Genomic DNA, 13,233 nt, shown 5'->3' on the forward strand with positions numbered 1-13,233 from the left:
GCGTCAGCTCCCCTCGCGGGACGGTGGCGACGCCACCTGCAGGTCGGTCCCGAAGGCGCGCGCGAAGCGGCGCACGAGCGCCTCCTCCAGCCGCTGCCAGTCGGCCTCCGTCGGGCGGCCGACGAGTCGCAGCGTGAGCGGGACGTGGACCTCGACGCGCGCCATCAGAGGCCGTGGGTCGCGAGGCGGTCGAGCAGGCGCTGCCACGCCTCCGGGTCGGCGATCCGCGCGCGCTTCGCCGCGAGCGCGTCGAGGAAGCGTTCGAAGCGGCTCCAGTCGCCGCCCCCGCGCCGCAGCACGGCGACGAACGTCTCGCCGCCCGCCTCGCGCACGAACGCCATCGCCCGCGGGCGCGAGCCGAGCGCGACGAGCTGCTCGGTCGACCACGCGGCGACGTACTCGGGCGGCACGAACCCGAGCGTGTGGAGCAGCTCCTGCACGCGCGAGGCCGGCAGCTTGCCCGCCAGCCGCAGCGTCAGCTCGGGCTGGCGGTCCTCGGGCAGGCGCAGGCCGGGCAGCGCACGTGCGAGCGCGCCGATCCGCTGCGCGAGCGTCGGCGCCGCGAGCGCGGTCCGCAGCTCGCGGATCGCGACGAGGCGCGCCGCCAGCTCGGCCACGATCGCGATCCGCACCTGCGCGACGAGCGCGTCGGGCAGTGGCTCGCCGCCCGTATCCGGTCCGGTGCCGACCTCCGTCGCGTAGCCGAGCCCGACGAGCAGCGGCCCGATCTGTCTCGCGGCGCGCAGCGCGAGCGTCGCCGCCAGCTCGCGCGCGCCGCGGTCGCCCGCCTGCGCGCGGCTGAAGGTCCAGTCCAGCTCCGCCACGTGCCGCAGACCCAGCAGCGCGTTCGGCGGATCCGACGTCAGCGCCACGATCCGCCGGCTCTCCTCGTCGACCCGCGGGAGCAGCGGCGCGTCCGGGTCGGGCGCCGGCGTCCGCGCGCGCTCGTCGGCGACGACGGGGACGAGCCGCGGCCACGCTGGCGCCGGACCGCCGCGGTAGGCGCCGAGCAACGCGATCACGTCGTAGGCGTCCTCGTCGAGGCGGCCGATCAGATCGCTGAACGCACCCGCGCGGCGCAGCAGCGCGACGCTCGCCTCGATCTCGCCGAGCGAGCGCGTCGCTCGCAGCAGGTCGCGGATCGCCGTGCGCTCGCGCTGGCCCGCGGGCGCCGCGGCGAGCTGCTGCAGGAAGGCGGCGCGCCGCTGCCACGGCATCGCGAGCAGCAGCGCGCGCGGGAGCACCACCAGCTCGGAGTAGACGGTCTCGCCTTCGAGCACGACCGGCTCTGGCGCGGCGAGCGGCGGCGCAGCCGCCGCGGCGACGGCGCCGAGCTCCGGCAGCGCGGCGCGCACCGCGGCGACGTCGGCGGCGGCGATCGGCTCGGACGTCTGTGCTGTGGGGGCGGCGAGCGCCGGTCGCGCGCCGTCGCCCGCGCGCAGCTCGCGGTCGTCGCGCGTCACGACGAGCACGGGCGCGAAGTCGGCGGCGGCGACGAGCGCCGGGCGCTGCGCGGCCGCGGCGGCAGCGCTCGCGGCGCCGCTGCCGGACGGCTGCTCGCCGAGCGGACCGAGATCGCGGGCGTCGAGCGGGCGCTCGAGCGGGACGGCGTGGAACGGCAGCTCCCCGCTCGCCGCCGCGAGCACCGCGAAGCCGTGGGCCGCGTGCAGCAGGCGGCCCCAGGCGGCGGCGCGCGCAAGCGTGGCGGCGCGCACGTACGGCCGGCCGCCCGCACGCACGGTCCCGGCGGCGCCGCTGCCGCCACGCGCGAGCACCACCCGCGAGGGGAAGGCGGCGTTCACGATCCGCTCGCCGGCGCTCGTCGTCAGCTCGCCGCCGGGCGGCAGCGGCTGCGACGCCCCGGCGGGCGTCGCCTGCTGCGAGCGCGACGGCCCGCGCCGCGCGGGCCCGAGCGGCGCCTGCGCAGCCTGCGCCGCGGTCGAGATCCCCAGCTCCGTCTCGATCGCGGTCGCCGTCGCCGTCGCGGCGTCCGCGACCGCGCCGGCCCAGCGCGGCGCGACGCCCGCAGCGGCTGCCGCGCGCTCGGCCGCACGCGCGACCGTCTCCAGCAGGCGGCGCCGGTCGTCGGCGCTCAGCCCGTCGGGCGGATCGGTCAGCGTCGGTCGGTGCAGCAGCGCCTCCACCTCAGCCCTGCCCCTCCAGTGCCGCGTCGAGCTCCTGGTAGACGAACTCGGCGACGTCGCGTCGCTGGTCGTCGCTGAGCGTGCCGACGAGCTCCACCTCCACGGGGAAGTGGTAGTTCACGACCTGCTCGACGACCGGCGCGGCGCCGGCGCCGTCCTGCGCGAGCGGTGCGTCGGCCGCCATCGTCATCTCTCCGCTCTGACCTCGAGCGCGAGGCAGCTGAACGACGCGGTCGGCGGATCGGCGCCGACTATGTTGCTCGGGGTCGTCGAGATTATGACGCAGCGGCTCAGCGCGACCGATCTGAACGTCCAGTTCTCACCGGCTCTCTCGGCGACCGTGACGTTGAACTCTCTGCCTTCGAGCGCCATCTGCGTGATCTCGGCGACGACGTCGGCGATCGCCGGGATCGCCATGTCGAACGAGAACTCGAACGGTCTGCGCAGGTAGCCGACGCGATCCTGCTCGATGCTGTGGATGACCGTGTGCGGCGTCGTGAATCTCGGGTTGAAGCTCGTGATCGGCGACACGACCGTCGTGCCGACCGTCACCACCAGGCGGGTCTTCCAGTCGGTGGGCGTTGCCATGCCAATCTCCTAGGTGAACTTGAGGCTCAGCGCGATGCGATGGATCGCGCCCGCATAGTCGAGCGACGCGAAGACCTCGACCACGCGGTTGCTCTGCGCGTCGTCGATCTGTCTTCTCTCCGAAGCCGTGAGCGCGAGCGGATCCTTGTCGAGCAGCGTCAGGACCGGGATCGTTATCTCGTGGCCCTCGATCACCTGGTTGCGCACGAGCGGGGTCAGCACCGCGTCCATCTGCGAGACCAGCGAGCGCAGGCCGCTGCGGCTGATGCGCAGGTTGCCGACGGTCGCGATCAGCCGTGCCTTGAGCCGGAACGAGACGTCGTCGACGGTGCGGACGATGTCGATGTACTTCTTGCCGCCCGGGTTGGCCGTGTACGCCTCGCCGAGGTAGGTCCCGCGCCCGGGGATCAGCGCCGGGTCGGTCAGCCACAGCACGCCCTGGCCCGCGGGGCCGCTGTCGAACGTCTCGGAGCCGTTTATCGCCGAGATCTCGGCCGCCGTGAACGGGTCGCTGGAGACGTTGACCTGCTTGAGCAGGACCGAGATGTGCGGCTCGTACCCGGCTATCGTGCCCGTGACGGCGGCCGCGACGTCGGCAGTGCCCTTGTGCGCGACGAACACCATCCGCTCGTTCGCGACGTCGCCGGCGACGACGGCCGTGTCGGTCGAGCCGGCTCTCAGCATCGCGACGCCCATCCGCTCGCGGCCGTCCTCGCCGGTGTTGCTCGTCGAGATCACGTGCGAGGCGAGCAGCGCGATCGGGGCGCCTCTGGCGACGCTGGCTCTGTCGGCGACGACCCCGGCGAGCACGACGAACTGCGCGTCGAGACCGTCGGCGACGGTCAGCGCGGCATCCCAGTCGGGTCTCGTCGCGTCGACGCGGACGCCGTAGATCAGCGACGGGCCGGGCGTCTGCGCGAACGCGAGCGAGATCGAGTCCGCGAGCGTCCCCGGGAAGCGCGCCTTCGCGTTCGCGGGGTTCGTCACCGCCTCCGCGGCACCGACGACGGGGAACGGGATGTCTCTCCCGTCTCTGTCTCTCAGCGGTCTGGCTCTCTCGTCTATCGGCCCGACCACGGCGATGTTCCCGAACGCCCGCACCGCCGGCGCGAACATGTCGGCGAGCGCCTTGACGCGGATGTAGCTGACTGCCATCGATGCTCCTCTCGAATCCTTTGTCAGGCGCCGTTCACGGCGTTGCGAAGACGGTCACGACGCGCTCCGCGGCGAACAGCGCGCGCAGCTGCGTCTCGGTGAATCTGGTCGCGGCCAGCGCTGCGGCCGGGAACACGACGACCGGCGCGTACGGCGAGCTGAGCGTCGTGTCGGCTGCCGCCTGCTCGCGGTACGGGACCGCGCGCCGCAGCACCTCGCGCGCCAGCTTCGCCGCCCGCAGCGCCTCGGCGACGTCGATCTCGTCGCGGATCAGCAGCGCGACGCCGAGCTCGAACCGCAGCTGGTTCGCCGGGTCTCTCGGATCGAATCTCGCCAGCGGCTCGAGTCTGATCCGCGTCGCCAGCTCGTGGACGCGGATCGACTCGACTCTCGCCGCGTCGTGCTCGATCAGGAACGTCACCGAGAGGTCGGCGGTGAGGTCGATCCAGAGCGGTTGGAGCGGGTCGACGTGGTCGCTGCGGACGTCGGTGCGGACCGGCTGCGGATGCGACTGCGTCCAGGTCCCGTTCGTCACGAGCGAGGGGAACAGCGGCCGCGCGAGCTCCAGCTGGCGCACCGTGATCTCCTGCACGTCGTGGATGTCGGCGAACGGCGCGTCGACCATCGCCGCGAACAGCGATCGCATCCGCGCGTGGGCTCTGTCGGCGGGCGGGTCGAGAAGCGCTGCGAGCGCTCTCGGGTCGCTCAGCGCGACGAGCATCTGATCGACGAACAAGCTCATGGTGCATCGGCGACGGCAGCTTGCACGGTGCTCGTCACCGCGCCGTCACGGCGGCGTCACCGGCCTCCATTCGCTGCCGCTCGCTGCTCATCGCTGCCGCTCGATCCACGCGCGCACGACCGCGCCCGCCTCCTCGGCGGAGGTCGTGACGCAGATCGTCTGCTCGGGCGCCGGCGGCAGCGGGATCTCGACCACGCGCACGCGCAGCGGCCGTTCGCCGTCCGGCTCGCGCCACGCGCGCACGACGAGCGTCGCGGCGCGCGACTGGGCTCCTCCGCTCACATGCGTGGGCTATCGCACGCGCGTCACCGCAGCGTCACGGCGCGCTCGATCAGCTCGCGCAGGCGCGCTGAGGGGTCGAGCCCGAGCTGGTCGCGCAGCAGCTCGCCGAAGAGACGGTACTGGCGCAGCGCCTCGGCGACGTTCCCCTCCGCGAGATGGACGCAGATCAGCACGCGGTGGGCGCTCTCGCGCAGCGGCTCGGACGCGACCGCGGCGATCCCCGCCTCGATCGCCTCGCCGTGCCGGCCCGCGACGGTGAGCGCCTCGCACAGCGCCTCCAGCGCGTGCAGCCGCAGCTGCCGGTGGCGTTCGCGCTCGATCAGCACCCAGTCGTCGTACCAGTCGGGCAGCAGCTCGCCGTTCGCCCAGACGTGGTCGAGACCGGCCAGCTCGACGATCTTCCGGGGCGGGCTCTCCAGCACCGTCCGCGCGAGCCGCGCGGAGGCGTGCAGGTCGACCTCGACGCCGGGCGCGAGGCCGATGCTCGGTCCGCGCGCGTCGACGAGCGGGCAGCCGCGCCGGCGGCTGCGCCACAGCGCCGTCCGCAGCGCGGCGTTCGCGCGCTCCTCCGGCGCGTCGAGCCAGAGGCTGCCGGCGACGTGGAGACGCTGGAGCGGGCGCGCGCGGATCGCCAGGAACGCGACGAGCCGCTGCGCGCTGGCGGGCAGCTCGACCTGCTCGCCGCCGTGCCGCAGCTCGAAGCCGCCGAGCAGCGTCAGCCGCAACGGTTCGTCGCGCGTCTGCGTCTGTGTCGTCTCGTGCTGCGCAGGCGCCGCCGTCGCGCGTCCCTGCACCATGACCCCGGTCATCGAAGCGGCTTCCCCGTGTGTCCGTCCGCGCCGTCGTCCCGTCCGCCGGCACGGTGTTCCCCGGTCGCTCTCAACACTCGCAGTGCACCGGAAAATCGTCAACCGTTCGAGCGCGCCAACTGCTGCGCGCACGCTCCGCATACGCGCAGGTGCGCGGCGCCGCGCACATGCGCGGCGTGCGTGAGAGGCTTCCGCGATGGTCGCCCAACCCCCTCCCCCGCCGCCGGCTCCCGCTCCGCCACCGCTCGTGCTGCGCGCACCGCGGCTGGTCGCCACCGGCGTCGCGTTCGAGCTGCGCGGGCGCGGGGCGAGCGCCGGCGAGCGCGTGCGGGTGCAGCTGCGGCTCGACGGCCGCTGGCGCGAGCTGGCGGCGGCGCGCGCCGGCAGGGACGGCCGCGTCACGACGCGTGTCGCGCCGCGCACGCCGCGGCCCGCGTACCGCCTGCGGATCGCGACGCGCGACGGGCGCCTCTCGGACGGCGTCGTCGTGCGCACGCGCGACGTCACGCTCGCGGCGGTCGGCGACATCAACCTCGGCGACGCGACGGCCGGGGCGATCGCGGCCGGCGGCGTCAACTATCCGTGGACGAGCGTCGCGCCGGCGCTGCGCGGCGCCGACGTCGCGTTCGGCAACCTCGAGTGCGCCATCTCGACGCGCGGCGCGCCGGTGCAGAAGCAGTACACCTTCCGCGGCAGCCCGGCGGCACTGCGGGCGATGCGCGACTACGCCGGCTTCGACGTGCTCAACCTCGCCAACAACCACGTCGGCGACTACGGCACCGCGGCGCTGCTCGACACCGTCGAGCACGTCCGCGCCGGCGGTATGGAGGCGGTCGGCGCCGGCGGCTCGCTCGCCTCCGCCGCGGCGCCGCGCGTCGTCGAGCGGCTGGGGCTGCGGATCGCCTTCGTCGGCTTCTCGAACATCCTCCCGAGCGAGTTCTTCGCGACGCCGTCACGGGCCGGCACGCAGCCGGCGACGACGGCGCAGATCCGCGCCTCCGTCGCCGCCGCCAGACGCCGCGCCGACGTCGTGATCGCGACCTTCCACTGGGGCGTCGAGCTGGACCCGGTCGAGAACGGCGCCGAGCAGGCGTTCGCCGCGACCGCGCTGGCGGCCGGCGCGACCGCCGTGATCGGCGGTCACCCGCACGTGCTGCAGCCGATCCGCATGCTCGACGGCGGCCGCCGCCTCGTCGCGTACAGCCTCGGCAACTTCGTCTTCGCCTCCCACCGCGCGGCGACCGTCCGTACCGGCGTCCTGCACCTCGACCTGTCGGCCCGCGGCGTCGAGCGGACGCGCTTCCAGCACGCCCGCATCGACGGCGTCAAGCCGCTGCTGACGGGGCGCTGGACGCGCGTCGGCTGACGCGGCCGGCGGGCGGGCGGGTCGGCTCGTCCGGCCTCAGCCGAGCGGCAGCAGCCCCAGCTCGTCGTCGTGCTGCGCGACGCCGCCGCGTGCGTCGGCGCCGGCCGCCCCGAGCGGCGCGTCGCGGGCGCACCAGGCGTCCTGCGCCGGCAGCGCACCCGTTGCCAGGAACGTCGCAGCATGCGCGTTGGCGCAGCTGTTGATTCCGTTGAACGCGACGGAATGCGCGCCGTCCTCGACGGTCACCAGCTTCGAGCGCGAGCCGAGTCGCAGCCTCAGCGCGACCGCACCGTCGAGCGGTGTCGCCGGATCCCGCAGGCTCTGCACGATCAGCGCTCTGCCGCTGCTGAGTCTGCCGACTCTGACGGCCGGCTCGCGCGGCTCGGCCGGCCAGAAGGCGCACGGCCAGACGTTCGCGGCCGCACGTCCGTGGATCGGGAAGAGCGCGTCGTAGGCGATCACGTCCCTCTGGTAGACGGCCGGCGAGGAGGGCCAGTCGGCGTCGCCGCAGGCGACCGCCCACGCGCCCGCGAACTCGTTGTCTCCCGGCACGGGCGGGAAGGCGGCCCCGACCTGCTCCAGCAGCTGTGCGCCCCGGGCGGCAGCGGCCGCTCTGGGCTCGCGCGCGTCGAACAGCTTCAGCAGGTCGCCGGCCGCCGGGAAGGAGCGGTCGTTGCGCAGCACGTCGTTGCGGATCAGCTCGCGGAATCTGTTGCCGTCGAGCGTGTAGCCACCGCCGAGGTCGTACGGCTCTCTCTCCATCTCCCTCGCCAGCTCCAGCACCTTCGCGTGGACGGCGGCCGGCGTCGCGCCGAGCCCGTACGTCGCGTGCCGCTCCGCGGCGAACCTCGCGAAGCCGTCGAACGCCAGCTCGACCGCGTAGCCCCACGACGAGAAGGTCTCGCGCCAGATGCGGTCCGGATGGATGTTCGAGTCGAGTACGAAGCGGTCGGTCCGCTGCGGGAACAGCGTCGTGTAGACGGCGCCGAGGTAGGTGCCGTACGAGTAGCCGACGTACGAGATCGAGGACTCGCCGAGCGCCGCGCGGATTCGGTCCATGTCGCGTGCCGTGTTCGCCGTCGAGATGTACGGCAGCAGCGTGCCGGACGTCGCGGCGCAGCCGCTCGCGGCGCGTCTGGCGTAGTCGACGTTCGCCGTGATGTCGAGGTCGTACGCCGGGTAGGGGATGAACTTGACGGGATCGAGGTCGGCCGGCGCGAGCGCGCACGAGGCCGGCGCGCTGCGGCCGATCCCGCGCGGGTCGAAGCCGATCAGGTCGTAGCGGTCGAGCACCTCTCTCGGCAGTGCGGCGGCGAAGCGGCTCGGCCCGATGAGGCCCTGACTGCCCGGCCCGCCGGGGTTGCGCAGCAGCACGCCTCGGCGCAGCGCGGGCGTCGCGGTCGCGATGCGCGAGACCGCGATCTCGATCGTCGGGCCGTTCGGCTCGGCGTAGTCGCGCGGCACGGTGAGGCTCGCGCACTGCTGGCGCGGGTCGAGCCCTCTCGCCGACGGACACGCCTCCCAGCTGAGTCCGTCCGCCGCGGCCGGTGCGGCCGCGACTCCCGTCGACACGATCGCTGCGAGCAGCGCACGCCTGAATCCCATGAGTTCATTCCCCTTGTTGCGAACGATTCGTGACAAGGGCCCTACCCACCCGACCGGGTCATTGGAACCGCCGATCCCGCCGCACGATTTCCCACTTCGAGGTGAGCTGGCGTTAGGCTGATCACTCGGCAATTCGGGGCAAAGCCCGGACCTTGGGAGGAGAGGTCATGGAGCATCATCCACGCCGTGCCGCTGTCGCCTGCGCGCTCGCGATCGCCGCACTGCTGATCGCCGCCGCCGGCGCCTCGGCGGAGAAGTACGTCGCACTCGGGGACTCGTACTCGTCGGGCACCGGGACGCGCGTCTACACCGACGCCGGCTGCCAGCGCAGCATCTACGCGTACCCGTCGCTGATCGACACGCAGCGACCGAACACCGACCTCGTCTTCGCGGCCTGCTCGGGCGCGACGACCAACAGCGTGCTCAGCGGCCAGGTGTCGTCGCTGACGAGCGACACCGCGATAGTCACGATCACGATCGGCGGCAACGACGCCGGCTTCTCGAGCGTCGTCACGCAGTGCGCGCTGCCGTGGCCGTGGAGCTGCACGACCGATCTCAACAACGCCCAGGCGTTCATCAGAAACACGCTGCCGGGGCGGCTCGACTCCGTCTACGCGCAGATCAGAACGCGCTCGCCGAGCGCCAGAGTCGTCGTGCTCGGCTACCCGCGGCTGTTCATGGGGGTCGATTGCAACGGCGGCACGTTCTTCAGCGGCGACGAGCTGACGCGCATGAACCAGACCGCCGACATGCTGCGCGACGTCACGAGAGGCCGTGCCGCCGCGGCGGGCTTCTCGTTCGCGGACGCGATCCCGGCATTCACCGGCCACGCGGTCTGCTCCAGCACGGAGTGGCTCAACGGCCTCTCCAACCCGGTCGGCGAGAGCTACCACCCGAACAGAACCGGCCACAGCAGCGGCTACGCGCCGCTGGTGCGGGCGATCATCGGCTGACGACGAACGAGCAGCACGGCGCCGCGACGTAGACTCGCGGCGCCGATGCTTCCCCCGCTGCTCGCGCTGACGCCCGACCCGACGCTCGTGATCGACCGCCACGGCACGATCGCCGCGGCCGACGCGCGCCTCGGCGAGCTGGTCGGCTGGGAGCCGGCGGAGCTGGTCGGGCGCTGCTTCGACGCGCTCGTGCCGCAGGGCGTGCTCGACCCCGACCTGAGACTGACCGCCCGCAGCGCCGACGGCGGCGAGATCCCGATCGAGATCTCCGTCCGCGTCGTCGAGGGGATCGACGGCGTCGCCGGACCCGCGCTCGCGGTCGCGATCCGCGACGTGACGCTGCGCCGCCGCAGAGCCGCCGGGCTGAGAGCGTCCGCCGAGCGCTTCCGGATGCAGGCGGCCGAGGCGGAGCGCGCCCGCTGGGCGCGCGAGCTGCACGACGAGACGTTGCAGGGGCTCGCTGCGCTGCACGTGCTGCTCTCCTCCGGCGTGCGCGCGAAGACGCCGGAGCTGATGCGCGAGCGGATCGGGCTCGCGCAGGAGCAGATCGAGGGCGCGATGGAGAACCTGCGCGGGCTGATCAACGACCTGCGGCCCGCCGCGCTCGACGAGCTGGGCCTGGAGGCGTCGGTCCGCGACCTCGCCGAGCGCGTGCAGAGCGTCTACGGGATCGAGATCGAGACGCGCGTCGCGCTGCGCGGCGACGACGGCGCCCCGCGGCGGCTCGCGACCGAGGTCGAGACGACCGCCTACCGCGTCGTGCAGGAGTGCCTCTCCAACGCCGCCCGGCATGCGGGCGCGACCCGCATCGCGGTCGAGATCACCCAGCCGCACGGCGCCGCGACCCTCCGCGTCCGCGTGCGCGACGACGGCCACGGCTTCGCCGCCGAGGAGACCGACAGCGGCGGCGGCTACGGCCTGCGCTCGATGCGCGAGCGCGTCGACCTGCTCGAAGGCGAGCTGACGCTGTCGAGCGGCAGCGACGCCGGCACCGAGATCGTCGCCGTGCTGCCGCTGACTAGCTGAGGTCCGACGCGTCGACCAGGCCGCGCTCGAGCGCGTAGTCGACGAGGTCCGAGCGGCGCGAGCGGCCGAGCTTGCGCTGGATCCGCGCGCGGTGAGACTCGACCGTGCGGACGCTGAGGAACAGCCGCTCGGCGATCTCGCGGTTGGTCAGGCCGCGGGCGATCAGCCGCAGCACCTCCAGCTCGCGCGCAGTCAGCTCGGGCGCGGCGCCGGCGGCGGCCGCCGCCGTGGCGGCGAGCCGGGCGCCGAGCTGCGGCTCCAGGTAGGTGCCGCCGGCCATCACCGCCGCGATCGCCTCCAGCAGGTGGCCGCCGGCCGCCTCCTTCGGGACGTAGCCGGTCGCGCCGAGCCGCAGCGCCTCGCCGGCGTAGGACGGGTCGCGCTGCGCGGTCAGCACGACGACGCGCGTCTGCGGGCTGCTCGCGCGCAGCCGCGGGATCGCCGGCAGGCTCGGCTCGCCGGGCATGTGCAGGTCGAGCACGAGCACGTCCGGTCTCAGCCGCGCGACCGCGTCGACCGCGGCGGTCACGTCGCCCGCCTCGGCGACGACCTCGATCGCCGGCTCGGACTCCAGCAGCAGGCGCAGGCCGCTGCGGACGACGACGTGGTCGTCGGCGAGCACGACGGTCAACGGGTTCGGGACGGACATCGCTCGCCCCACCCTACGAGACGGAGCTTGCGTAGCAACTACGCAACGCGACTCCGTAGCGCGACGCCACCGCAGGACTGCGGCCTCGCCCGTCTTGTGGGCTCCCGGGGCGAGCTTCAGGGTTCGGGGGCACATGAACTCCGCCACGCTCGCCCCGACTCCCGCCGCATCCGGTGCCGCCGCACGCCGCGCCGGACCGCTTCCGACGATCGCCGGCCTCGCCACGGCCGCGCCCCCGCAGGTCTACGAGCAGCGCGACATGCTCGCGCTGCTTGGCCTCGCCGGCGACGAGTTCGCCGAAGGGATCTTCGACCGCTGCGGCGTCCAGCGCCGCCATCTCGGAACGCCGCCGGAGCTGTGGGCGACGACGCTGCAGGCGCGCACCGCGCACACCGAGCGGCTGCTCGCCGGGCTCGCGACGCAGGCCGTCGACCAGCTCGACTTCGACCCCGCCGACGTCGCGGTCGTCGTCGCGGGCACCTACTACGGACTCGGCGGCCCGACGATCGCCCACCGCATCGTCGAGCACTGCGGCCTCGCGCCCGAGACCGACAAGTACCACCTGCTCGGCGTCGGCTGCGCCTCCGCCGTCCCGCTGCTGCGGCTCGCCGCGCAGGCGCTGAGCGACCATCCCGGCAAGCAGGCGCTCGTCGTCGCGGCGGAGTGCGTCAGCGGCTTCCTGACGACCTGCGCGCCAGGCGACGCGAAGGTCAAGATCGTCGGCTCCTCGCTGTTCGGCGACGGCTGCGCCGCCGCGCTGCTGACGCTCGGCGAGGCGCGCGAGGACACGACGCCGCGCCCGCGGATCCTCGACAGCGTCGTCCACCAGATCCCCGACTCGCTCGACGAGGTCCGCTTCGCCGTCACCGCCGACGACAGCCACATGAACATGAGCCGCGCGCTGCCGGTGATCGCCGCGAACGACCTGCGCGGGCTCGTCGACGACTTCCTCGCGCGGAGCGGGCTCACGCGCGGCGACGTCGACCACTGGATCGCCCACCCCGGCGGCCGCGGGATCCTCGACGGCATCCGCGCCGGGCTGGAGCTGACGGAAGAGGACGTCGCGCCGAGCGCCGCGGTGCTCGCCGAGAACGGCAACGTCGGCACGCCGTCGGCGCTGTTCGTGCTGGAGCGCGTGCACGAGCTGCGCGATCCGCAGCCGGGCGAGCGCGGCCTGATGGTGACGATCGGACCGGGCGTGACGATCGGCATGGCGCTGGTGCAGTGGTGAACCACGAGGGAGGAACGACGATGAAGCTGATCGGAGCCGGCTACGGCCGCACGGGGACGATGTCGCTGAAGGCGGCGCTGGAGCTGATCGACCACGGTCCCTGCTTCCACATGATCGACCTCGTCCGCCAGCCGGAGCTGCTGCCGCCGTGGGAGCGCGCCGTCGCGGGCGAGCGGATCGACTGGACGCAGGCGCTCGACGGCTGGGGCTCGACGATCGACTGGCCCGGCTGCTACTTCTGGGAGCAGCACGTCGAGACGTGGCCCGACGCCCCGGTGCTGCTGAACACGCGCGACCCCGAGGCGTGGTACCGCTCGTGCCTCGACTCGATCTTCGCCGCGAAGGAGATGGCCAAGCGCGGCGAGCTGAGAGGCAACACCGAGAACGCGCCGCCCGCCGAGGTGATGCAGATGGTCAATGGCGTGATCTGGGACGGCACGTTCGACGGGCGCTTCCTCGACAAGGAGTACGCGTTCGAGGTCTTCCACAGACACCACGAGGACGTCAAGGCGCGCGTCCCGGCCGACCAGCTGCTCGTGTTCGAGGTCAAGCAGGGCTGGCAGCCGCTGTGCGACTTCCTCGGCGTGCCGGTGCCGGACGAGCCGTTCCCGCACCTCAACGACACCGCGTCGTTCCGCGCCATGTTCGGTATGCCAGCCGCCGCGTAGCGCAGCCGCCCGCTG

The 13,233-nt window shown here is 73.7% G+C and carries 15 protein-coding genes; 5 read left to right on the plus strand and 10 right to left on the minus strand.

Features of this window, described 5'->3' with window-relative positions:
- Positions 1-3: 3 nt before the first annotated feature.
- The 8 genes from CWOE_RS33665 to CWOE_RS33670 form a co-directional block, all read right to left on the minus strand.
- Positions 4-165 (minus strand): hypothetical protein, encoded by a 162-nt coding sequence (locus CWOE_RS33665; protein WP_012936426.1) that lies wholly within the window; start codon positions 163-165, stop codon positions 4-6.
- Entirely contained in the window at positions 165-2,144 is a 1,980-nt protein-coding gene (locus tag CWOE_RS24915) for a hypothetical protein (RefSeq protein ID WP_012936427.1), read from the minus strand. The genes CWOE_RS33665 and CWOE_RS24915 overlap by 1 nt, the downstream gene beginning before the upstream one ends.
- A 1-nt stretch (position 2,145) precedes the next feature.
- On the minus strand, positions 2,146-2,328 hold the full coding sequence (locus CWOE_RS24920) for a hypothetical protein (RefSeq protein WP_012936428.1): 183 nt from the start codon (positions 2,326-2,328) through the stop codon (positions 2,146-2,148).
- Positions 2,329-2,330: 2 nt separating this feature from the next.
- Entirely contained in the window at positions 2,331-2,732 is a 402-nt protein-coding gene (locus CWOE_RS24925; protein ID WP_012936429.1) for a hypothetical protein, read from the minus strand.
- A 9-nt stretch (positions 2,733-2,741) separates the two neighbouring features.
- Entirely contained in the window at positions 2,742-3,887 is a 1,146-nt protein-coding gene (locus CWOE_RS24930) for a hypothetical protein (protein ID WP_012936430.1), read from the minus strand.
- 34 nt (positions 3,888-3,921) lie between these two features.
- Entirely contained in the window at positions 3,922-4,629 is a 708-nt protein-coding gene (locus CWOE_RS24935) for a hypothetical protein (protein ID WP_012936431.1), read from the minus strand.
- A gap of 87 nt (positions 4,630-4,716) precedes the next feature.
- Positions 4,717-4,911: a hypothetical protein gene (locus CWOE_RS24940; RefSeq protein WP_012936432.1), complete on the minus strand. Its 195-nt coding sequence runs from the start codon at positions 4,909-4,911 to the stop codon at positions 4,717-4,719.
- Positions 4,912-4,934: 23 nt separating this feature from the next.
- Positions 4,935-5,720 (minus strand): AfsR/SARP family transcriptional regulator, encoded by a 786-nt coding sequence (locus CWOE_RS33670; RefSeq protein ID WP_012936433.1) that lies wholly within the window; start codon positions 5,718-5,720, stop codon positions 4,935-4,937.
- A gap of 196 nt (positions 5,721-5,916) precedes the next feature.
- Between CWOE_RS33670 and CWOE_RS31400 the strand changes: the two genes are divergently transcribed.
- The gene (locus tag CWOE_RS31400) at positions 5,917-7,086 is read left to right on the plus strand and encodes a CapA family protein (RefSeq protein WP_012936434.1); all 1,170 of its coding nucleotides are present in this window, start codon (positions 5,917-5,919) and stop codon (positions 7,084-7,086) included.
- A 36-nt stretch (positions 7,087-7,122) separates the two neighbouring features.
- On the opposite strand, the gene CWOE_RS24955 is transcribed toward CWOE_RS31400, so the two are convergent.
- Entirely contained in the window at positions 7,123-8,691 is a 1,569-nt protein-coding gene (locus CWOE_RS24955; protein WP_012936435.1) for an alpha/beta hydrolase, read from the minus strand.
- A gap of 167 nt (positions 8,692-8,858) precedes the next feature.
- Between CWOE_RS24955 and CWOE_RS24960 the strand changes: the two genes are divergently transcribed.
- Positions 8,859-9,644 carry an SGNH/GDSL hydrolase family protein gene (locus tag CWOE_RS24960; RefSeq protein WP_012936436.1) on the plus strand — a complete coding sequence of 262 codons (786 nt, stop codon included), beginning with the start codon at positions 8,859-8,861 and terminating at the stop codon, positions 9,642-9,644.
- A gap of 45 nt (positions 9,645-9,689) precedes the next feature.
- On the plus strand, positions 9,690-10,670 hold the full coding sequence (locus CWOE_RS24965; RefSeq protein WP_012936437.1) for a sensor histidine kinase: 981 nt from the start codon (positions 9,690-9,692) through the stop codon (positions 10,668-10,670).
- On the opposite strand, the gene CWOE_RS24970 is transcribed toward CWOE_RS24965, so the two are convergent.
- Positions 10,663-11,319, minus strand: coding sequence for a response regulator (locus CWOE_RS24970; RefSeq protein WP_012936438.1), 657 nt, complete (start codon positions 11,317-11,319; stop codon positions 10,663-10,665). The two genes, CWOE_RS24965 and CWOE_RS24970, sit on opposite strands and share 8 nt — an antisense overlap.
- A 133-nt stretch (positions 11,320-11,452) precedes the next feature.
- Here CWOE_RS24970 and CWOE_RS24975 point away from each other — a divergent pair, with 133 nt between their 5' ends.
- Together CWOE_RS24975 and CWOE_RS24980 are read left to right on the plus strand one after the other, a co-directional pair.
- Complete coding sequence (locus CWOE_RS24975; RefSeq protein ID WP_012936439.1) at positions 11,453-12,550, plus strand: type III polyketide synthase; 1,098 nt, start codon at positions 11,453-11,455, stop codon at positions 12,548-12,550.
- 20 nt (positions 12,551-12,570) lie between these two features.
- Positions 12,571-13,218 (plus strand): sulfotransferase family protein, encoded by a 648-nt coding sequence (locus CWOE_RS24980; protein WP_012936440.1) that lies wholly within the window; start codon positions 12,571-12,573, stop codon positions 13,216-13,218.
- Positions 13,219-13,233 lie beyond the last annotated feature (15 nt).

It is taken from the genome of Conexibacter woesei DSM 14684 (genome assembly GCF_000025265.1).
Lineage (GTDB): Bacteria > Actinomycetota > Thermoleophilia > Solirubrobacterales > Solirubrobacteraceae > Conexibacter > Conexibacter woesei.

Excerpts from the sequence above, each read along its gene's own strand:
- CWOE_RS24975 (WP_012936439.1), top strand. The coding sequence starts at position 11,453 with ATGAACTCCGCCACGCTCGCCCCGACTCCCGCCGCATCCGGTGCCGCC.
- CWOE_RS31400 (WP_012936434.1), top strand. The coding sequence starts at position 5,917 with ATGGTCGCCCAACCCCCTCCCCCGCCGCCGGCTCCCGCTCCGCCACCG.
- CWOE_RS24925 (WP_012936429.1), bottom strand. The coding sequence starts at position 2,732 with ATGGCAACGCCCACCGACTGGAAGACCCGCCTGGTGGTGACGGTCGGC.
- CWOE_RS24980 (WP_012936440.1), top strand. The coding sequence starts at position 12,571 with ATGAAGCTGATCGGAGCCGGCTACGGCCGCACGGGGACGATGTCGCTG.
- CWOE_RS24935 (WP_012936431.1), bottom strand. The coding sequence starts at position 4,629 with ATGAGCTTGTTCGTCGATCAGATGCTCGTCGCGCTGAGCGACCCGAGA.
- CWOE_RS33670 (WP_012936433.1), bottom strand. The coding sequence starts at position 5,720 with ATGACCGGGGTCATGGTGCAGGGACGCGCGACGGCGGCGCCTGCGCAG.
- CWOE_RS24920 (WP_012936428.1), bottom strand. The coding sequence starts at position 2,328 with ATGGCGGCCGACGCACCGCTCGCGCAGGACGGCGCCGGCGCCGCGCCG.
- CWOE_RS24970 (WP_012936438.1), bottom strand. The coding sequence starts at position 11,319 with ATGTCCGTCCCGAACCCGTTGACCGTCGTGCTCGCCGACGACCACGTC.
- CWOE_RS24955 (WP_012936435.1), bottom strand. The coding sequence starts at position 8,691 with ATGGGATTCAGGCGTGCGCTGCTCGCAGCGATCGTGTCGACGGGAGTC.
- CWOE_RS24965 (WP_012936437.1), top strand. The coding sequence starts at position 9,690 with ATGCTTCCCCCGCTGCTCGCGCTGACGCCCGACCCGACGCTCGTGATC.
- CWOE_RS24960 (WP_012936436.1), top strand. The coding sequence starts at position 8,859 with ATGGAGCATCATCCACGCCGTGCCGCTGTCGCCTGCGCGCTCGCGATC.
- CWOE_RS24930 (WP_012936430.1), bottom strand. The coding sequence starts at position 3,887 with ATGGCAGTCAGCTACATCCGCGTCAAGGCGCTCGCCGACATGTTCGCG.
- CWOE_RS33665 (WP_012936426.1), bottom strand. The coding sequence starts at position 165 with ATGGCGCGCGTCGAGGTCCACGTCCCGCTCACGCTGCGACTCGTCGGC.